At 36.4% G+C, this 17,996-nt stretch carries 22 protein-coding genes, 1 pseudogene and 1 other annotated feature; of the genes and pseudogenes, 9 read left to right on the forward strand and 14 right to left on the reverse strand.

The window, feature by feature from the left end; all coding sequences use genetic code 11:
- Nucleotides 1-15: 15 nt before the first annotated feature.
- The 6 genes from tyrS to acsA all read right to left on the reverse strand — a co-directional run bounded on the left by tyrS (nt 16) and on the right by acsA (nt 5,288).
- Nucleotides 16-1,272 (reverse strand): tyrosine--tRNA ligase, encoded by a 1,257-nt coding sequence (tyrS, locus tag ACZ76X_RS24965; RefSeq protein WP_046956195.1) that lies wholly within the window; start codon nt 1,270-1,272, stop codon nt 16-18.
- Nucleotides 1,273-1,342: 70 nt separating this feature from the next.
- Nucleotides 1,343-1,571, reverse strand: a binding site (T-box leader).
- Between the two features lie 77 nt (nt 1,572-1,648).
- Nucleotides 1,649-1,894 carry a hypothetical protein gene (locus ACZ76X_RS24970; RefSeq protein WP_479852007.1) on the reverse strand — a complete coding sequence of 82 codons (246 nt, stop codon included), beginning with the start codon at nt 1,892-1,894 and terminating at the stop codon, nt 1,649-1,651.
- Nucleotides 1,875-2,420, reverse strand: coding sequence for an RNA polymerase sigma factor (locus tag ACZ76X_RS24975; RefSeq protein ID WP_479852008.1), 546 nt, complete (start codon nt 2,418-2,420; stop codon nt 1,875-1,877). Before ACZ76X_RS24975 ends, ACZ76X_RS24970 begins: the two co-directional genes overlap by 20 nt.
- On the reverse strand, nt 2,401-2,856 hold the full coding sequence (locus ACZ76X_RS24980; protein WP_479852009.1) for a hypothetical protein: 456 nt from the start codon (nt 2,854-2,856) through the stop codon (nt 2,401-2,403). The genes ACZ76X_RS24975 and ACZ76X_RS24980 overlap by 20 nt, the downstream gene beginning before the upstream one ends.
- A gap of 66 nt (nt 2,857-2,922) precedes the next feature.
- A complete protein-coding gene (locus ACZ76X_RS24985; RefSeq protein WP_479852033.1) occupies nt 2,923-3,459 on the reverse strand; it encodes a sugar O-acetyltransferase in 537 nt (178 codons plus the stop codon).
- A gap of 110 nt (nt 3,460-3,569) precedes the next feature.
- Nucleotides 3,570-5,288, reverse strand: a complete 1,719-nt coding sequence (gene acsA, locus ACZ76X_RS24990; RefSeq protein ID WP_000862042.1) for an acetate--CoA ligase — start codon at nt 5,286-5,288, stop codon at nt 3,570-3,572.
- Nucleotides 5,289-5,464: 176 nt separating this feature from the next.
- On the opposite strand from acsA, the gene acuA reads away from it, so the two are divergent.
- From acuA to ACZ76X_RS25010, 4 genes are all read left to right on the forward strand, one after another.
- Complete coding sequence (gene acuA, locus ACZ76X_RS24995; RefSeq protein WP_000581384.1) at nt 5,465-6,097, forward strand: acetoin utilization protein acetyltransferase AcuA; 633 nt, start codon at nt 5,465-5,467, stop codon at nt 6,095-6,097.
- A gap of 17 nt (nt 6,098-6,114) precedes the next feature.
- Entirely contained in the window at nt 6,115-6,759 is a 645-nt protein-coding gene (locus ACZ76X_RS25000) for an acetoin utilization AcuB family protein (protein ID WP_000634568.1), read from the forward strand.
- Entirely contained in the window at nt 6,756-7,922 is a 1,167-nt protein-coding gene (acuC, locus tag ACZ76X_RS25005; protein WP_479852010.1) for an acetoin utilization protein AcuC, read from the forward strand. The genes ACZ76X_RS25000 and acuC overlap by 4 nt, the downstream gene beginning before the upstream one ends.
- A 100-nt stretch (nt 7,923-8,022) precedes the next feature.
- A complete protein-coding gene (locus ACZ76X_RS25010) occupies nt 8,023-8,883 on the forward strand; it encodes an alpha/beta fold hydrolase (RefSeq protein ID WP_479852011.1) in 861 nt (286 codons plus the stop codon).
- A 54-nt stretch (nt 8,884-8,937) separates the two neighbouring features.
- Here the strand turns inward: ACZ76X_RS25010 and ACZ76X_RS25015 are convergent, their stop codons facing one another.
- The 3 genes from ACZ76X_RS25015 to ACZ76X_RS25025 all read right to left on the reverse strand — a co-directional run bounded on the left by ACZ76X_RS25015 (nt 8,938) and on the right by ACZ76X_RS25025 (nt 11,492).
- Nucleotides 8,938-9,225: a hypothetical protein gene (locus ACZ76X_RS25015; RefSeq protein WP_479852012.1), complete on the reverse strand. Its 288-nt coding sequence runs from the start codon at nt 9,223-9,225 to the stop codon at nt 8,938-8,940.
- Nucleotides 9,226-9,346: 121 nt separating this feature from the next.
- Nucleotides 9,347-10,036: a response regulator transcription factor gene (locus ACZ76X_RS25020; protein ID WP_479852013.1), complete on the reverse strand. Its 690-nt coding sequence runs from the start codon at nt 10,034-10,036 to the stop codon at nt 9,347-9,349.
- Between the two features lies 1 nt (nt 10,037).
- Nucleotides 10,038-11,492: a sensor histidine kinase gene (locus ACZ76X_RS25025; RefSeq protein ID WP_479852014.1), complete on the reverse strand. Its 1,455-nt coding sequence runs from the start codon at nt 11,490-11,492 to the stop codon at nt 10,038-10,040.
- Nucleotides 11,493-11,735: 243 nt separating this feature from the next.
- Between ACZ76X_RS25025 and ACZ76X_RS25030 the strand changes: the two are divergent.
- The 3 genes and pseudogenes from ACZ76X_RS25030 to mscL all read left to right on the forward strand — a co-directional run.
- Nucleotides 11,736-11,846: pseudogene (locus tag ACZ76X_RS25030) on the forward strand (ankyrin repeat domain-containing protein); the annotation flags it as partial.
- Nucleotides 11,847-11,927: 81 nt separating this feature from the next.
- Nucleotides 11,928-12,854, forward strand: coding sequence for a Gfo/Idh/MocA family protein (locus ACZ76X_RS25035; RefSeq protein ID WP_479852015.1), 927 nt, complete (start codon nt 11,928-11,930; stop codon nt 12,852-12,854).
- A gap of 128 nt (nt 12,855-12,982) precedes the next feature.
- On the forward strand, nt 12,983-13,381 hold the full coding sequence (gene mscL / locus ACZ76X_RS25040; protein WP_479852016.1) for a large-conductance mechanosensitive channel protein MscL: 399 nt from the start codon (nt 12,983-12,985) through the stop codon (nt 13,379-13,381).
- A 49-nt stretch (nt 13,382-13,430) separates the two neighbouring features.
- Here mscL and ACZ76X_RS25045 read toward each other — a convergent pair whose 3' ends face one another.
- A complete protein-coding gene (locus tag ACZ76X_RS25045) occupies nt 13,431-13,703 on the reverse strand; it encodes a DUF3917 domain-containing protein (protein WP_479852017.1) in 273 nt (90 codons plus the stop codon).
- Nucleotides 13,704-13,903: 200 nt separating this feature from the next.
- On the opposite strand from ACZ76X_RS25045, the gene ACZ76X_RS25050 reads away from it, so the two are divergent.
- Both ACZ76X_RS25050 and ACZ76X_RS25055 read left to right on the forward strand, forming a co-directional pair.
- Nucleotides 13,904-14,140, forward strand: a complete 237-nt coding sequence (locus ACZ76X_RS25050; RefSeq protein WP_098670836.1) for a DUF3949 domain-containing protein — start codon at nt 13,904-13,906, stop codon at nt 14,138-14,140.
- A 47-nt stretch (nt 14,141-14,187) separates the two neighbouring features.
- On the forward strand, nt 14,188-14,490 hold the full coding sequence (locus ACZ76X_RS25055; RefSeq protein ID WP_479852018.1) for a DUF4288 domain-containing protein: 303 nt from the start codon (nt 14,188-14,190) through the stop codon (nt 14,488-14,490).
- A 33-nt stretch (nt 14,491-14,523) separates the two neighbouring features.
- Here the strand turns inward: ACZ76X_RS25055 and ccpA are convergent, their stop codons facing one another.
- The 4 genes from ccpA to ACZ76X_RS25075 form a co-directional block, all read right to left on the reverse strand.
- Nucleotides 14,524-15,522 (reverse strand): catabolite control protein A, encoded by a 999-nt coding sequence (ccpA, locus tag ACZ76X_RS25060; RefSeq protein WP_048531809.1) that lies wholly within the window; start codon nt 15,520-15,522, stop codon nt 14,524-14,526.
- 375 nt (nt 15,523-15,897) lie between these two features.
- Complete coding sequence (locus ACZ76X_RS25065; RefSeq protein WP_479852019.1) at nt 15,898-16,914, reverse strand: CamS family sex pheromone protein; 1,017 nt, start codon at nt 16,912-16,914, stop codon at nt 15,898-15,900.
- Nucleotides 16,915-17,031: 117 nt separating this feature from the next.
- Complete coding sequence (gene ytxJ / locus ACZ76X_RS25070; protein ID WP_479852020.1) at nt 17,032-17,358, reverse strand: bacillithiol system redox-active protein YtxJ; 327 nt, start codon at nt 17,356-17,358, stop codon at nt 17,032-17,034.
- On the reverse strand, nt 17,358-17,870 hold the full coding sequence (locus tag ACZ76X_RS25075) for a DUF948 domain-containing protein (RefSeq protein ID WP_080448715.1): 513 nt from the start codon (nt 17,868-17,870) through the stop codon (nt 17,358-17,360). The genes ytxJ and ACZ76X_RS25075 overlap by 1 nt, the downstream gene beginning before the upstream one ends.
- Nucleotides 17,871-17,996: the final 126 nt, after the last annotated feature.

Below are 17,996 nucleotides of genomic sequence, written 5' to 3' on the forward strand. Positions count from 1 at the left end.
TATATTCGTTTCTAATTAGTAACGAATTAAGAAATATTTCTTTTTACCGCGACGAATGATTGTGAATTTACCCTCGATGCGGTCGTTTTCTGTTACAACGTAGTCTAATGCTTGTGTACGCTCACCGTTTACGTAAATTGCGCCGTTCGTTACATCTTCACGTGCTTGACGTTTTGATGGAGAGATTTTGCTTTCTACTAGTAAGTCGATTAATACTGTATCTTCTGCCGTACGCTCTACAGATGGTACGTCTTTGAATCCTTGCTCGATTTCGCTTGCAGTCAGTTCTGCTACAGAACCGCTGAATAATGCAGCTGAAATTTTAATCGCTTGCTCTAATGCTTCCTCGCCGTGAACAAGTTTTGTCATTTCTGCACCTAATGCTTTTTGTGCTGCACGTTTTTCTGGCGCTTCAGCTACTTGCTTCTCAAGCTCAAGAATTTCTTCATGAGATAAGAATGTGAAGTATTTTAAGTATTTAACAACGTCGCGGTCATCTGTGTTGATCCAGAATTGGTAGAACTCGTAAGGAGTTGTTTTCTCTGGGTCTAACCAAATTGCGCCGCCTTCTGTTTTACCAAACTTCGTACCGTCAGATTTCGTAACTAGTGGAATTGTTAAACCGAATGCTTTCGCATCTTCTTCTGATTTACGGATTAATTCAAGACCAGCTGTAATGTTACCCCATTGGTCACTACCACCGATTTGCAGACGGCAATTATGGTTTTGGTATAAGTTTAAGAAGTCGTATGATTGTAAAATCATGTAACTAAATTCAGTGAATGAAATACCAGTATCTAAACGAGATGCTACTGTATCTTTTGCTAACATATAGTTTAAACCGAAGTTTTTACCGATATCGCGTAAGAATGAAATGACATCTAAGTTACCAAGCCAGTCATAGTTGTTAGCCATTGTTGCTGGGTTGTCCACGTTTTCAAACTCTAAGAAGTTTGAAAGTTGGTTTTTAATGCTTTCTGTGTAGTAAGCAACTGTATCTTTCGTATTTAATGTACGCTCTGCTTTTTTACCACTTGGGTCACCGATCATACCAGTACCACCGCCAACAAGTGCAATCGGTTGGTGACCAGCTAATTGGAAACGACGTAACATTAACACTGGTAACATATGACCGATGTGTAAGCTGTCCGCTGTCGGGTCGAAACCACAGTATAATTTAACGCTTTCTTTTTCTAATAATTGCTCAAGTCCCTCAGCATCTGTTTGCTGATTAATTAGACCGCGAAATTCAAGATCTTGTAAAATACCCATATCCTACATACTCTCCTTTAAGTTCATTACTGGCGTGAAGGTTGAAAACATAAAAAAATCGCCCCTTCAAATAAGGGACGATTTTGATTATCGCGTTACCACCCTAGTTGCAGGCCAAAAAAGCCTACCACCTTATTTACATAACGGCTTAGCACCGTCTTTTCCCTTTTGAATACCATTCAATCGAAAAAAGATGCTCTAGGGGCGTAATTCGCGATCATCTATGTGCTGATTTTCACCGGCCATCAGCTCTCTAAAACAGGGAAATGATCACTACTTCTCCCTTTCCACGCTCAATTATTCATATACTTTTCTTTATACCATCATTTATATAGGCATGTCAAATAGAGGTCGGGTTTCTCTTCTTGCCAATCCTTTATAACGTCGCAAAGAGTATCGTAATAAGAGAAATCACCGGAACCCCAACTAATAACGATACGTGAAACACAACTGATAAATCATTCCCAATCGTCGCCTCTACAGGATCTTTCGCTGGAGAACCAAGAAATCCGATTAATCGATCGAAGCGACTTACCGTTTTTGGAAAGTCCGGTATTTCTACATGGTCACTATCTAAATGCTGTCTTAATTTATATTCACTCTTAAAGGGATTTTCGCTCAATTTCATCCACCTCCAGCAATTGTTTCAATTTCTTTATCCCGTTATGAAGTCTCGACTTCACTGTTCCAATTGGAATGTTTAATATCTCTGCAATTTCTTTTTGCTGCATATCATGATAATAAGAAAGAATAAGGACAGCTCGATGGTCTTCCGGAACTTTCAAAATTGCTTCTCTTACTGTGAGCCGATCTTCGTGAGAAAATTCTTTTTCCTGAATCGGCACTAAAAACGGCAAAAGCGTACGCCACTTTTTTCTTCTATTTAATTTATTAATCATAAGACGATAACCAATTTGAAATAAATACGTTTTTATTTTGCCTTTTTCAAGTTCATACATATGTTTCTTACGCTCTAACGTCAAAAACGTATCTTGCACAAGATCGATGCTTAATTGTTCATCTCGATTAAATCGATATAAAAATGTGTATAGCGCTGGTTTGATTAAAACATATAGTTTTTCCCCAGCCTGCTTATCTCCACTTTGATACGCAAGCATGAGCTCCTCCTCAATCCCAATCTGCGCCATGATTTTTGATCTCCTTTATTCCTTTTAACGTTAATGAAATACGGGAAATTAAATATGCAATTGCAATAAATACCCACAACTGCGATTGATTTGTAAAAAATTGAACATATGGATTTTGAATTGTAAATCCCATTGGAACTAAAAAAATTAAAACCTGCACACATATGCATGCATACAATGCCAGACAAACAGAAATCGTATCAAATACATTCCAGCGAAAATAAACTTTTGTTTTTGTAAAATCGATTTTATTCCCTTTTTTTCGTACTATATGTTTTCTATCAAACGGAATAATGATTGAAAACACAATACTCATTATAACTCCAGCTGTAAGCATTGATACTCTATATCCAATTGGTATCGGTAAGAAAAGACCACAAGAAAATACGACTATAATTCCAAGTAAAGCAAAAGCAAGAAGTAATTTATTAGACATAAAAAAGCCTCCCTCATCTATTCTTTCATAAGTGTATACAGACGAGGAAGGCACTTCGTTCAAATATTATTTTATTTTTTTAATAATCTTCGCGGGATTTCCGCCAACTACTACATTATCAGGCACATCTTTCGTTACAACGGCGCCAGATGCGATCACCGCATTGTCTCCAATCGTTACACCTGGATTAATAATCGCTCTTCCGCCAATCCATACGTTATCACCAATTGTTACTGGTTTTCCATATTCTGATCCGCTTATGCGCTCTACCGGATCAAGCGGGTGTGTTGCTGTATAAATGTGAACACCTGGAGCTAACATACAGTTCACTCCGATTGTTACTGGACATACATCTAAAATGGTACAGTCAAAGTTTGCGTAAAAATTTTCACCCACGTGAATGTTATAGCCGTAATCACATCTGAAAGAAGATTCAAGATGAATGTTATCTCCAGTCGTTCCGAATAGTTCTTTTACGATTTCGCTACGCTCTTTTAATTGTACTTCTGGCGTTTCATTTAATTTTCTCGTTAATATACGAGCTTGCTCCCTCTCTTGTACTAAAACTGGATCAGCTGGTATGTACATTTCGCCTAGTATCATCTTTTCTTTTTCTGTTTTCAATTTATTATCCCCTTTAACTTATATATATAAGTTCATAATATCACAAAAAAGAAAGGTCTGAACATATTACTTGTTCAGACCTTTCTCTCTTAATCTTCCATCGTTGATAAGTCACCTGTTGGTAAGTTTAACTCCCACGCTTTTAATACGCGGCGCATAATTTTACCACTTCTCGTTTTCGGTAATTTATCTCTAAATTCAATTTGTCTTGGCGCTGCATGAGCTGCGAGGCCTTTCTTTACAAATTGACGAATTTCTTCTTTTAATTCTTCAGATGGTTCGTATCCTGCTCGAAGCGCGATAAATGCTTTAATGATTTCGCCGCGCACTGGATCAGGAATACCAATTACACCAGCTTCTGCAACCGCAGCATGCTCGATTAATTTACTTTCTACTTCAAACGGACCAACACGCTCGCCTGATGTCATAATTACATCATCAATGCGTCCTTGGAACCAGAAGTATCCATCTTCATCCATATAAGCAGAGTCACCTGATACGTACCAATCTCCTGGCATAAAGTAAGATTCATACTTTTGCTTGTTATTCCAGATTCCACGCATCATCGCTGGCCACCCTTTACCAATCGCTAAGTTACCCATTGTGTAAGGAGGCACTTCATTTCCTTCATTATCAACAATCGCTGCTTTCACGCCTGGAATTGGTTTCCCCATTGAACCTGGACGGATTTCCATACAAGGGTAGTTACAAATAACTTGTCCACCTGTTTCTGTCATCCACCACGTATCATGAATGCGAAGTCCAAATGCGTTCATACCCCAGCGAATTACTTCTGGATTTAACGGTTCACCAACGCTTAATACGTGGCGTACTTGTGATAAATCATATTTTTTAATTGCGTCTTGTCCAGCACCCATTAACATACGGAACGCCGTTGGTGCACTGTACCAAACTGTTACACCGTAATCTTGCAGCGCTTCATACCACGCTTCTGGACTAAAGCGACCACCTAAAATAACATTCGATGCTCCGACTAACCACGGTGCGAAAATACCGTAAGCTGTTCCAGTTACCCAACCCGGATCAGCTGTGCACCAATATACATCGTCTTCTTTTAAATCTAATACCCACTTCGCCGTTTGATAGTGCTGAACCATTGCGTTCTGCGCATGAAGAACACCTTTTGGTTTACCAGTAGAACCAGACGTATAATGTAGAATCAAACCGTCTTCACGGCCTAACCATTCAATATGTAATTCTTTTGAAGCTTGTTCAAATAAAGGATTGAACGCTACTGTTTTACCGCCTTCTTCTACATGATCTCCAACAAGGAAGACTGTCTTCAAAGCTGGTAAATCATTTAATGGTACGCGCTCTAACAATTCAGGCGTTGTAATTAACACCTTTGCTTCGCTATCTTCTAAACGATCGCGAACTGCGCCTTCCATAAATGCTTCAAATAGCGGACCAACGATTGCCCCTAATTTCACTGCACCTAAAAGTGCGAAATATAACTCTGGGGAACGCGGCATAAAAATAAAAACGCGATCGCCTTTTTCTACATCGCCATAATTTTTCAGGACGTTTCCTGCTTTATTAGAAAAATCCTTCATTTCCTTAAATGTATACTTCTCTTTTCGCGATCCATCTTGATAATAAAGGGCTACTTTATTCTTTCGATCGGATTTCGCATGCTTATCAATTGCCTCATACGCCATATTTACTCGGCCTGTTTCATTCCAAGTAAAGTTTTTATTAACCTCTTCCCAGTTAAAATTCGCGTATGCCTCATCATAATTCGGCAAATTATTTTCTCCTTTAATGACAGGAAGCGTTTCTACTTTCATACTTTACATCCCCCTCCTATGTATTCTATTATCTATTATAATAACATTATTTAAAATTTTCAGTATATTTGTTGATTTTTAGACAAATTTTTAATGACAAATTTCGATTCACATCGCATATATTATAAAGTACGATATTAATAGATTCACAAACCCTCAAGGTGGTGAGCAATACATTGATTCATAAAAAAATATATAATGCTAGAAACTTAAAAACAGCGAAAGGCACTTTAATTATTGAAGGGCCTGTCTCTACACATAACTTAGAAATGTATGAATTTCATCCAGACTTAATTGCGTTTCGTCCTGCCGAGCAACAATATAAAGCAATTGTCGAAATTTCTAAATTACCAGAAGCTCGTCTCATTATTGCTAGACATGACCAAACAATTGTTGGATATGTTACATACTTATATCCTGATCCACTTGAACGATGGTCAGAAGGAAAGATGGAAAACTTAATTGAACTTGGGGCGATTGAAGTTGTCCCTGCCTTTCGCGGTTGCGCTGTCGGAAAGAACTTATTAGAAGTTTCAATGATGGACGATTATATGGAAGATTACATTATATTGACGACTGAATATTATTGGCACTGGGATTTAAAACAAACAGGCTTAAATGTTTGGGAGTACCGAAAAGTAATGGAAAAAATGATGAATGCTGGCGGGTTACAATGGATGGCTACAGATGATCCTGAAATTTGTTCACATCCTGCTAACTGTTTAATGGTCCGCATCGGTAAACGCGTTGATACAGATTCTATTCAAGCATTTGATCGTCTACGTTTTCACAATCGTTTTATGTATTAATAAAGGGGGCAACTGGAATGATTGTAGAAGAAATTATGAATCAAGATGTGGTGACACTACATCCAAACGATACAATCGAAACAGCAATCCGAACGATACGCACGAAAGGCATTCGGCACATTCCAATTGTCGATCAAAATAATCACGTCGTAGGCATTATTTCTGATCGGGATGTAAGAGATGCAAGTCCGTCTATTTTAGATGAACAAGTTTCACTCGATATGCTGAAGCAACCACTTGAACTCATTATGAAACATCCTGTTATGACTTGCCATCCTCTCGATTTCGTTGAGGAAATTGCTACTTTATTTTTTGAAAATAAAATTGGCTGTCTTCCTGTTACAAAGGCTGGAAAGTTAGTTGGAATTATTTCTGAATCTACTGTGCTTCACACATTAGTGAAATTAACAGGAGCACATCAACCAAGTTCACAAATTGAAATTCAAGTAAAAAACGAACCTGGTATTCTCGGAAAAGTCGTTGCTATTTTTAGTGAGTTACAAATCAATATCGTGAGCGTTCTCGTCTACCCAGCAAAAGATGAGAATGATAAAGTACTCGTTTTCCGCATTCAAACGATGAATCCGCTAAAAGTGATTGATGCACTTGAGGCAGAAGGCTACCGTGTATTATGGCCGAACATTATGGGGATGCAAGCATGAGTAGCGCGTTTATTTATTCGGATGACTTTCGGGGCTATTCGTTTAGCCCTGATCATCCTTTTAACCAACTGCGCGTCACACTTACGTATGATTTATTACAAAAGGGTGGTTTTATCTCTCCTTCCCAAATCATCCCACCACGGATGGCTACAGATGAAGAGATCGCCTACGTTCATACAGAGGAGTACATAAATGCGGTAAAACGTGCTGGAGAAGGTAAATTAGAAAAATCAATCGCGATGACATATGGACTCGGAACAGAAGATACACCGATGTTTCCAAATATGCACGAAGCAAGTGCATTACTCGTTGGCGGTACATTAACTGCTGTCGATGCTGTTCTTTCCGGGAAAGTAAAACACGCACTTAATTTAGGCGGTGGCTTACATCACGGCTTCCGCGGCAAGGCATCTGGTTTTTGTATTTATAACGATAGTTCCATCGCAATGAAATATATTCAGAAGAAATACGGTTTACGTGTTTTATATATTGATACAGATGCTCATCACGGTGATGGTGTACAGTGGTCATTTTATGATGATCCTAACGTATGCACCATTTCACTACATGAAACTGGGCGCTATTTATTCCCTGGAACTGGCGCTGTAAATGAACGCGGACAAGGTAATGGCTATAGTTATTCTTTTAACGTTCCACTCGACGCTTTTACAGAAGACGAATCTTTCTTAGATTCCTATCGAACTGTCGTAAAAGAAGTTGCCGCATACTTTAAACCGGATATTATTTTAACGCAAAATGGTGCTGACGCACATTATTACGATCCACTTACACACCTTTGCGCAACGATGAATATTTACCGTGAAATACCGAAGCTCGCTCGCGAAATCGCTAACGAATATTGCGAAGGTCGCTGGATCGCTGTCGGCGGCGGTGGCTATGACCACTGGCGCGTCGTCCCAAGAGCTTGGGCACTCATTTGGCTCGAAATGAACAACATCCAAAACATCTCAGGTTATCTCCCTCCAGAATGGATTGACGCTTGGAAAGGACAAGCTGAAACAGAACTTCCCCTCACATGGGAAGATCCAGACAACATGTATAAACCTATCCCCCGCAAACCAGAAATTGAAGAAAAGAATGCATTAACTGTAGCGAAATCCCTTGAAATTATTCGGAATAATATGAAAAAATCTTTGTACTAAACGAAAAGGAGGCTTGTTTTTGAATAGCCTCCTTTTACTTATTGTCGGTTTCTGTTGATAAGTCGATATATTTTATTTCTAATTAAGTGGTCCAACTTTTATGAGAAAAGGTCGTGATATTATGTGGAAGCAAAAAATGATTCACACGAAACGTGGTACATTCGAGCTTTTTACAAAAGGAAATGGCGAACCGCTTTGCATTACACATCACTATTCACAATTTAATGAAACGGGTGATTACTTTGCGGATGTTTTCACTTCTACGCATCGTGTATTCCTCATTAATTTACGAGGCGCTGGTAACTCTGTAAAAGCCAATTCAGAAAAAGAATTAAGTATGATTGAAACAATTCATGATTTAGAAGCTATACGAGAAGTTTTCCAACTTCCAACATGGCATTTCGCCGGTCACTCAACAGGTGGTATGCTTGGACTTCTATACGCAATTACCTATCCAAATTCTTTACAATCATTAGTCATCGTTGGAGCCGCAGCAAGTAACTATACTGAAACACCATTTTGCATTTATCACCCAGCACATCCACAGTTTCACTATATGCAAAAACTCATCGAAAACTTAAAAAGCCCTCACCTTACAAGGGAAGAACGAAAAGAACTATCTACTGAGAGAACAAAATTATCATTGCATAAACCCGAAAACTACAACTCTTATTTTTGGAAACCAATCGAAAAAACTATGTCCGCTAGCCGGATGAACGTTTTCGCCAATGAATATCCATCATTTGATTTAAGAGATCATTTACCTTCCATCCAAACAAAGACCCTTATTATATGTGGAAGACATGATGTACAGTGCCCAATTCAATATTCTATCGAGATACATAAGGGTATACGTAATTCTATCTTTGTGACATTTGAGGAGAGTAACCATTATCCTTTTTTAGAAGAAGCGACTCTGTTTACTTCTACTACTCAAACATTTTATAAATCATTACACTAGTACCGTTATTATTAAGAAAAGCTCACAGTCTCTATAAGACTATGAGCTTACTTTTCAGAAGAAATATTTCGTACTATATAAAAATAAAAGATAAAAGGAAAAGAGTATTAAACCTACATCAAGCAATACTGACTTTATATCCCCTCCTTTTAAACCTATCGTAATATTAAAAATACTTCTAACTATCCAACCTAATACTAAAAACAACCAACCAAAATGATCATTTGTATAATCTTCATCATAAAACATTTGTATTGCACCAATAATTAATAAGATAAGTATAATATTAGTCCCGATTTTTAAAACCTTGTGTGATTTATTATCTTTTAATGTATCTCCCAAAATGTAGCACGCCCTCTCATGCTCTACTATGTTTTATCTCTCTTTATATCTTAACACAAATTCCCTATTATTTCCTTTTAGCAAATAACATAAAAAACCTGCCAATTACTCGGCAGGTATATTACACATTAAAACGATAACCAGCTCCCCATACTGTTTCAATATATTGCGGCTGAGCAGGATCTCTTTCAATTTTTTCACGTAGTTTTCTAATGTGAACAACGACAGTGGCTAAATCGCCAGCTGATTCTAGTCCCCAAATACGTTCAAATAACTGTTCTTTATTTAATACTTGGTTTGGATGGGTTACAAAGAATGTCAATAAATCAAATTCCTTCGTTGTAAACGCGATTTCTTCATTGTTTATAAAAACTTTTCTCGCTCGCTGATCAATAGAAATCCCGTGAATGTATAGCGTATCACGTTGCTTACTCACATTTCCTGATAATCTTTCATAACGGGAAATATGCGCTTTTACCCTTGCGACTAATTCACTCGGGCTAAACGGTTTCGTTATATAATCATCTGCTCCTAAACCGAGTCCGCGAATTTTATCTATATCTTCCTTCTTTGCTGAAACAAGTAAAATCGGAATGTCTTTTATAGCACGTATTTGTTTACAAATTTCAAAACCGTTCATCTTAGGAAGCATAATGTCTAAAATAATTAAATCATAATCTTCCTGCAAAGCCATTTGTAAACCTGTCTCTCCGGAATGCTCTACATCGACTTGAAAATCGCTAATTTCTAAATAATCTCGCTGTAATTCTGCAATACTTATTTCATCTTCTACTAGTAAAATTCTCTTCATTCTACTCACCACATTCCTGTACTTTTTTCAATGAGAAGAAAATACTTGTACCTTCCCCAAGCTTACTTTCCGCCCAAATTTCCCCGCCATGTTCTTCAATAATTTGCTTCGCTATCGCTAAGCCAAGTCCACTTCCACCTGTGTTAGAATTTCGCGATTGCTCTGCGCGATAAAACCGCTCAAATATATACGGCAGCGTATCAGCTTCTATACCTGATCCATTGTCCATTACTTTCACAATAACAGTATTGTTATCACTGGATACTGTTACAGTAATTTTCTTCTCTTCTTTATCCATGTATTTCACACTATTATGAATTAAATTGGATATCACTCTATTTATCTTTTCGCAGTCGGCCGTTACATATAGTGGTGATGAATGTAATTGTAAGTAAACTTCTATCCCTTCCTCACTTAAATCCATTTGCATCTCTTCTAATAATTCCTGCATAAACACGTTTAGTTCTATCGTTTCAAACCGAAAAGGAACTCGATTCAAATCAAGCTTTGAAAACAAAAAGAGCTCATCAATAAGTGTATCCATATGTTTTGCCTTCGTATGAATCGTTGTTAAATACTTATCCATTTTTTCTGGCGTATTTGCGATTCCATCTTTTATGCCTTCTACATATCCGATAATGGATGTAATCGGTGTTTTTAAGTCATGCGATATATTAGAAATGAGCTCTTTTCGATTTTCTTCATACTGCGTTTGCATCTCTATCGACTCTTTTAATTTCTTCCTCATTTCCTCAAATCCTTGATTTAATTGCCCAATCTCATCATGGGATGTAACTGGAATTTGAAAATTCAAATCTCCTTCTTTAATTCTCCCTGTCGCATCTTTCAATACAAAAATTGGTTTTATTACACTTCTTGAGACGAAATAACTTAATAGCCCTATAAGTAAAATGGCTAACAGTAAAAGCGCTCCGAACAAAATTGGAAATAATTTTTGTATAAGATCCACAAATGAACTTTGCCTTTTTAGTACAAATATACTCCCCTCTTCATCTCCGGGAAAATAAAAATCAAATTTTACATATCGATAAAATGTATCGCCTAGTTCCGTTGTACCACGACTATTAATATTTGCTGATTCAAATTTCGGAAGAGCTTCTTTTAAAGATACACTTTCAAATGTTTTTGTAGCATAGGAAATGGTTTCTCCCTTTCTTACAACTATTTTCACACCTTCTTTTTCAAGTGATGAAACGAACGATTCATCTAATAGTTGTGATTGATTTTTCTTTGCCGCTAATTTCAATTCAATATACGTATTCTCTTCTTCTGGCGTAAGCGGCTTTTGAATATAGGAACTTTTATAGAAATTTTTCACTGATTCCAAGTCTCCTGTTATGGAAAAAACGATTAAAAATCCCGCGACTAATATGAGCGTGATGGAAACGAGAATAACAGCGATATAAGAGAATAAAAATCTTGTTTTAATAGACATATGTTATATCCTCACTTTATCAAACCTTATTACTCATAAGCATAAAAATATATGTTCAAATACTCAAGCGATTTTATAGTAATTTTAGCGGCAGTTTATAAAAATTTAATATTCTTATCCTACAGTTGAAATTCCATGTTCAAAAAAACATTAAGTATGATCTTTTGCTTAATGTTTTTACAAAGTTGCTCACAACAAGAACAAGAAGTTAAAAAGGAGATGACAAACATGGAGACAGCGCTACACGGCGCAGATATAAACATTCCAGACAACGATGGTATTACCCCGCTAGAGCATGCTCGTGCTCATCACTTTGAAGAGATAGAGAAGATTTTGTTAGAAGGGAATAAGTAAAAAGCTATTTTTTGCCTTCCTCCCCCACCCTATGCTACATTTAACCCGTTACATTACTATTATAGGGTGGGGGGAATAAACATGAACAAACCTAAAATTGGGATGATTGGACTTGGAAGTATTGCGCAAAAGGCCTATCTGCCAACACTAACAAAAGAAACAGATTGGAATTTTGTAGGGGCGTTTACACCTAACGCTGAGAAAAGAAAACAAGTTTGCCAACAATACCGCATTCAAGACTTTCATTCTATTGAAACGTTAGCTTCAGAATGCGATGCAATCTTCGTCCATAGTTCAACTGCTACACATTATGAAATCGTTTCTGAACTTCTGAAAAAGGGAATCGACGTTTATGTTGATAAGCCGCTAGCAGCTACAGTAGAACAAGCTGAGAAATTAGTCGAGTTGAGCGAAAAGCATAACCGAAAGTTAATGGTCGGATTTAATCGCAGATTCGTTCCTATGTATGTTGCGGCAAAAGAGCAAGCTCACAATATTTCTTGGGTTCGAATTGAAAAGCATCGTACAAATAAAGTCGGGCCATATACGTACGACTTTACTATGTTAGATGATTACTTACATATTGTAGATACTGCCCGTTGGTTAGCTAACGATGATCTTAACGTCGTTCATAATATGATGCAAATGAATGAAAAGAATGAACTTCTTTACGGGCATCATACATATACAACGCCAAGTGGACTGTTGCTTTCTACAGCAATGCATCGCCATGCCGGTACGAATTTAGAACAAGTTGAACTTGTAACGACAGGAAAAATCATTCGTGTAAAAAATATGAACACATTTGAAGTTGAGCAGGAAAATTCAGTTTCTCAAATTGGTTCATCATCATGGGATACGACGTTAAAGCAACGTGGTTTTGAAGATGCTGTTCATCATTTTATTGCATGTGTACATGGAGATACAAAACCTGCTGTAGATGGATTAGAAGGATTAAAAACGCAGGAACTGTTGCAATCTCTACTAGATAATGTAAATAAAAATTAAAACGGATACATTTTTCAGAATTTACTTTCATTCCCATTCCCCCTTTATTTCTCGTGCAAATTTCTATAGAATATGTTGATAGGAATTATAAATTTCATAATGAATCGTGGAAAGGATGGGATTAACACATGTGGAACGAGTTTAAGAAATTCGCGTTCAAAGGGAATGTCGTTGATTTAGCTGTCGGGGTTGTAATCGGTGCTGCATTCGGTAAAATCGTTAGTTCTTTAGTAAAAGATGTTATTACACCATTACTTGGTATGGTATTAGGTGGCGTTGACTTTACAGATTTAAAACTTACATTTGGTAAGTCATCTATTATGTACGGTAACTTCATCCAAACTATTTTTGATTTCTTAATTATTGCAGCGGCTATCTTTATGTTCGTTAAAGTTTTCAACAAACTAACATCTAAAAAAGAAGAAGAAAAAGAGGAAGAAATTCCAGAACCAACAAAAGAAGAAGAACTTCTTGGCGAAATTCGCGACTTATTAAAGCAACAAAATTCTTCTAAAGATAGAGCATAATTGAACGGATAAAAAGGCATGTCCCCTTGGGACATGCCTTTTCTATATGCTATAACGTTTCCGAATTCATATGAATAAATAAAATAATACCAGCAACCATAAGTACCATGACACTACCTGCAAATAATGTAATACCAATAAACATTAAACTTGTGCTCATGTTCGCTGATACACTTTCAATAAAAATAGAAATTACATACGTGATAAGGGCAATTCCTGCAAGAATACTTCCTGGAACTAATCGCTTTAAGCCATTTTGTTTTAACGTCATATATGCAAAAATAGCAGTCATACAAAGCGTAATTATCCAAAGAACGATCATCTCTTCTCCCCCCTCACAAGCCTTTTCTTTCTATTATACATGACATTGCCCTATAATAGTTAAATTTGCACTTATGTGACATATAACAAGGAACAATTTCATTTTGGAAAGGAAATTGACCACTAGAAATAAATGGATATTTTTCGTATAAATCGATATAATTACCATATATAAATATTCTTTATAAGGGAGTGTTCATAATGATTTGGATTTCACTAATCGTATTAGCTTATTTCATCATTCTCGTCCCAATACAGTATAACTATATTAAGATGCTCAAAGAAAAGCAGAAAAAAATGAATGTGTCACAAAACGAACTATATGACAACATGTCTTATGAAGAATCCCAAATACATTATCACTATCAAAGTAACGTATTCACAATACCTGCTTCGCTTGTCGCAAGTATTATTTATAGAGTGAAACATGCAGCATAATATTATTATTTGAATCTGTTCATTCTGGTGAGCCTGATCCTACAAAAATGGATGAGTATTATGAAGAAAATCACGATACACTTTTGGAAGAAAGTATTATTCTTGTTAAAGCAAACAGTTTAGAAGAAGCTCATGAACTAGGTGAAAAAATCGCTATGCAATCTGAAGATACGTACGATAACATGTATGATGAGCAAGTGACGTGGACGTTCCGGAAAGTGTTGCATGTGTTTGAATTAGACGATACACCATTTGAAACCGGAAAAGAATTGTACGCAAGATTTTTACACGTTAATAAAAATGAAACGGTAGATACAGTCGTACAAAAATACTACCCCGAATACGAGTAAAAGCTCACAGCAACCGCTGTGAGCTTTTTATACTTACTTCGTTGAATCTCTAAATTGGATACGGTGAGGTAAGATAACAGTGTGATCTTCCACTTTTTCTTTGTTCATATACTTTGTTAATAGACGCATTGCTACTGCACCGATATCATACATTGGTTGTACAACTGTTGAAAGTTGTGGACGAACCATTAATGCAAGGCGTGTATTATCGAAACCAAGTACTTCTACGTCAGTTGGTACGTTTAATCCAGCGTCTTGTGCTGCATGGATTACACCTAGTGCCATTTCGTCAGAAGATACGAAGATCGCTGTTGGCTTGCCATCGAGGCCCCAAAGCTTTTCGAATGCCTCGATACCTGAATCATATGTGTAATCTCCATCGATTACAAGATTTTCATCATATGAAATACCTGCTTCTTCTAAAGCTTTTTTATAACCTTGTAACTTCTTCGCACTTCCTGCTTTATCAATGAAAGGACCAGAGACGAAACCGATACGCTTATGTCCTTGCTCAATAAAGTGCTTCATTGCATCGTAAGCTGCTTGTGTATAATCGATATTTACTGATGGCGTTTCATTTTGCTCATCGAATGACGCTGCTAATACGATTGGTACTGGAGACTTTTTAAATTCTTCAATGTGAATGTCTGTAATATCTTCACCCATGAAAACAATTCCGTCCACTTGCTTTCCAAGCATCGTATTTAATAAATGGAACTCTTTCTCTTTGTTTTGGTCAGAGTTACTTAAAATGATGTTATATTTGTACATTGTTGCGATATCTTCAATTCCACGAGCAAGTTCTGCATAAAACGTATTTGAGATATCAGGAATAATAACACCTACTGTAGTTGTCTTCTTACTTGCTAGTCCACGTGCTACCGCATTTGGGCGGTATCCTAAACGATCAATTGCTTCTAATACTTTCTTTCTTGTTGTGGGCTTTACATTTGGGTTACCGTTCACAACACGAGATACGGTAGCCATCGAAACGTTTGCTTCGCGCGCTACATCATATATTGTTACGTTCATCTCATCGCACACTCCTTCTATTTTTGTTATCTATTTTTATGTATCGGTTACTTGAATGAAAAAAAGACATCAACTCTATTTGCAGATGCCACCAATCGTCCCGAGTTCTTCCTTTTACTAATGATACGATAAAAACGCAGGCTCATACAATATTTTCCCGCAAAAGTTTCGAAAAAATTCGCTTCTTTTCTCGTATTTTCGTATTTTTTATGAAAAAAAGGACATTTTTTGTAAAAATATAGATATCTCATACGTAGAAACCTTATTTTAAGCAGTACGATAGTAAATGAAATTTATATCGGCGATTTTTCGAATATACCGACTTACTGACAGAAAACGACAATAAAAAAAGACAGTTTAAACACTGTCTTTTTTTTACAAGAAGGAAACAAACGGTTTATCGCTGTTTTTCTCTTTTATAATAATTGCCTCGATTTTACTCTCAGACTTTATCTGCAATTGTACTTTCGCATCTTTAGGTAATTTCTCTAACATACTTTGAACAGCCATTTGGGTAAGGGCCATTAATTCTGTTTTACCGTTATATTTAATAACAATATTCATATTCAATGTATCCATTTGATCTTTCTTATAAGAAACTTTAGCATTTACTGGGATAAAATCTCCCGGAGAAAAATCTTTCATTGCCTTAGCAAAGTCACCTATTTTTTTATTATCTTCTCCATGTGCTTGTGTAAATTCATCAGAAGGATATGAATACGCTCTTTCTTCAATCGTATTCCAATTTCCAAGGTTCGTATCATTCTTTTGAACGGTAGCACTAGCAATATACGTACCATTTTTCAAAGAACTTGTACTTTCTTGCTTAAAGATAGCAAACGTAATTGGAGATTTGTTGTACTTGTCATTTTTATGAATAGCTTCAATAAGTTGCTTGGCAACCTCCGTACCCTTAGACATTGCTTCTTCATTTGATACACTTGAAGACATTGCTAACCCAATCACAACGCCAGATAAACTTAATTCATTTGAATTCTGCTTCCCGAAATAGTCTTGTTCTATAATATTTGTCAAAACGGGTGCTTCTACTTTTGCGACTAGTTCATCAACTAGCTTCTCCGGAATATACTGATTTAATTGTAATACGTGATTTTCTGTATCAAATTGCTCTTTTGCAATATTCATTAAACCATTTTCATACTCTGCTAAATCTAATTTAGAATTTGTTTTTATATTAGCTGTATTTATAACCTTTTGTTCTTTTAAAGGAATTACAGTTCTATAATAATCTTTAGAAACAGCAGTTCTCGGAATCATACTTTTTTCTTTCGTATCCTTCTGTATAACTTCATCCTTCTTACTAATCGTATCATTACTACAAGCTCCTAGTAATAAACTTACGACCGCGAAGGATAATGCCATTTTCTTCATTACTTAAAACCTACTTTCAACAATCTAGTTATTTAATTTGAACTAATAACAGTGTACCATTAAATATATTTCAACAAAAACAAAAAAAAGAAGCAAGCACCTTTTGCTTGCTTCTTTTTACTTAATATTCTCTTCTAAAGTGTTTTTTTTAATGTTCCAATGAGACGTATTCCATACTACCATCCCATCTTTTATGTATAACACTTGCGGAGATTCATGTTTAATGCTGTACTGTTCTGCAACACGATTCGAAACATCTCTCGCATCTTGTACGTATAAGTAATACGCTGGTACCGCTCTTTCTTCACTGCAATACGCTTGAAATTCTGTATAGGCACCATGACTAATCGGGCATGTCGTACTATGTTTAAAAAGAACATACGGCTCGTTTTTTTCTACTAATACTTCAAGCTCTTCAATTGTTTCAAGTTTTGTCATATTCATTACGATTCACCTCTCATACGAAGTCTAGAGCGCTTCTCTTTCTTTTCAGCTTTTTTCTCAAGTCTTTCTAATTTACGCTCTTCTTTTTCAATCTTTTTCTCTTGTCTTGACGCACGATAATGATTGTATACTTCAATTGCTGCGCTACTCCATTGTACAACTTGCGCTACTTTATCCGCATTATTTTCAATTTCGTCCGTAACAGACTCTGATACATTACGAAGTTTCGTATTTAAAGAGTGGATTGTCGTTCCAATTCCATCCACACCCGATACTACTTTATTTAATGATTGTGACTTCTGTTGAATATCATCAGCTAACGCATTTGTTTTATGTAATAATTGCTCCGTCTCTACGCTAATCCCTTGCATTTGCTTTTCTAAACCTTCTAACGTGCTTGCAACGTTTTCTAACGTCTTCTGAACCGATAACAACGTTCTACATACATATACTACTAATACAGCGAAAGCAACCGCGATAATAGCCGCACTTACATATAAAAGAACTTGCATTTCATCACTTCCTTTATCTTTTTCATACTTTCCCCTATTATACAATCATTTTCCGTTTCGTTCTAATCCCTATCTTTTCATTAGAATTTTCATACTTATTCGTTAACTTTAACATAAATGATTCAA

Source organism: Bacillus sp. BC05(2025), assembly GCF_056725905.1.

Excerpts from the sequence above, each read along its gene's own strand:
- acuC (WP_479852010.1), top strand. The coding sequence starts at position 6,756 with ATGAGTAGCGCGTTTATTTATTCGGATGACTTTCGGGGCTATTCGTTT.
- ACZ76X_RS25050 (WP_098670836.1), top strand. The coding sequence starts at position 13,904 with ATGATTTGGATTTCACTAATCGTATTAGCTTATTTCATCATTCTCGTC.
- ccpA (WP_048531809.1), bottom strand. The coding sequence starts at position 15,522 with ATGAACGTAACAATATATGATGTAGCGCGCGAAGCAAACGTTTCGATG.
- mscL (WP_479852016.1), top strand. The coding sequence starts at position 12,983 with ATGTGGAACGAGTTTAAGAAATTCGCGTTCAAAGGGAATGTCGTTGAT.
- acsA (WP_000862042.1), bottom strand. The coding sequence starts at position 5,288 with ATGAAAGTAGAAACGCTTCCTGTCATTAAAGGAGAAAATAATTTGCCG.
- ACZ76X_RS25055 (WP_479852018.1), top strand. The coding sequence starts at position 14,188 with ATGGATGAGTATTATGAAGAAAATCACGATACACTTTTGGAAGAAAGT.
- tyrS (WP_046956195.1), bottom strand. The coding sequence starts at position 1,272 with ATGGGTATTTTACAAGATCTTGAATTTCGCGGTCTAATTAATCAGCAA.
- ACZ76X_RS24975 (WP_479852008.1), bottom strand. The coding sequence starts at position 2,420 with ATGGCGCAGATTGGGATTGAGGAGGAGCTCATGCTTGCGTATCAAAGT.
- ACZ76X_RS24980 (WP_479852009.1), bottom strand. The coding sequence starts at position 2,856 with ATGTCTAATAAATTACTTCTTGCTTTTGCTTTACTTGGAATTATAGTC.
- ACZ76X_RS25035 (WP_479852015.1), top strand. The coding sequence starts at position 11,928 with ATGAACAAACCTAAAATTGGGATGATTGGACTTGGAAGTATTGCGCAA.
- ACZ76X_RS25045 (WP_479852017.1), bottom strand. The coding sequence starts at position 13,703 with ATGATCGTTCTTTGGATAATTACGCTTTGTATGACTGCTATTTTTGCA.
- ACZ76X_RS25075 (WP_080448715.1), bottom strand. The coding sequence starts at position 17,870 with ATGCAAGTTCTTTTATATGTAAGTGCGGCTATTATCGCGGTTGCTTTC.
- ACZ76X_RS24985 (WP_479852033.1), bottom strand. The coding sequence starts at position 3,459 with ATGATACTAGGCGAAATGTACATACCAGCTGATCCAGTTTTAGTACAA.
- ACZ76X_RS25020 (WP_479852013.1), bottom strand. The coding sequence starts at position 10,036 with ATGAAGAGAATTTTACTAGTAGAAGATGAAATAAGTATTGCAGAATTA.
- ACZ76X_RS25010 (WP_479852011.1), top strand. The coding sequence starts at position 8,023 with ATGAGAAAAGGTCGTGATATTATGTGGAAGCAAAAAATGATTCACACG.
- ACZ76X_RS25000 (WP_000634568.1), top strand. The coding sequence starts at position 6,115 with ATGATTGTAGAAGAAATTATGAATCAAGATGTGGTGACACTACATCCA.
- ACZ76X_RS25065 (WP_479852019.1), bottom strand. The coding sequence starts at position 16,914 with ATGAAGAAAATGGCATTATCCTTCGCGGTCGTAAGTTTATTACTAGGA.
- ACZ76X_RS25025 (WP_479852014.1), bottom strand. The coding sequence starts at position 11,492 with ATGTCTATTAAAACAAGATTTTTATTCTCTTATATCGCTGTTATTCTC.
- ytxJ (WP_479852020.1), bottom strand. The coding sequence starts at position 17,358 with ATGAATATGACAAAACTTGAAACAATTGAAGAGCTTGAAGTATTAGTA.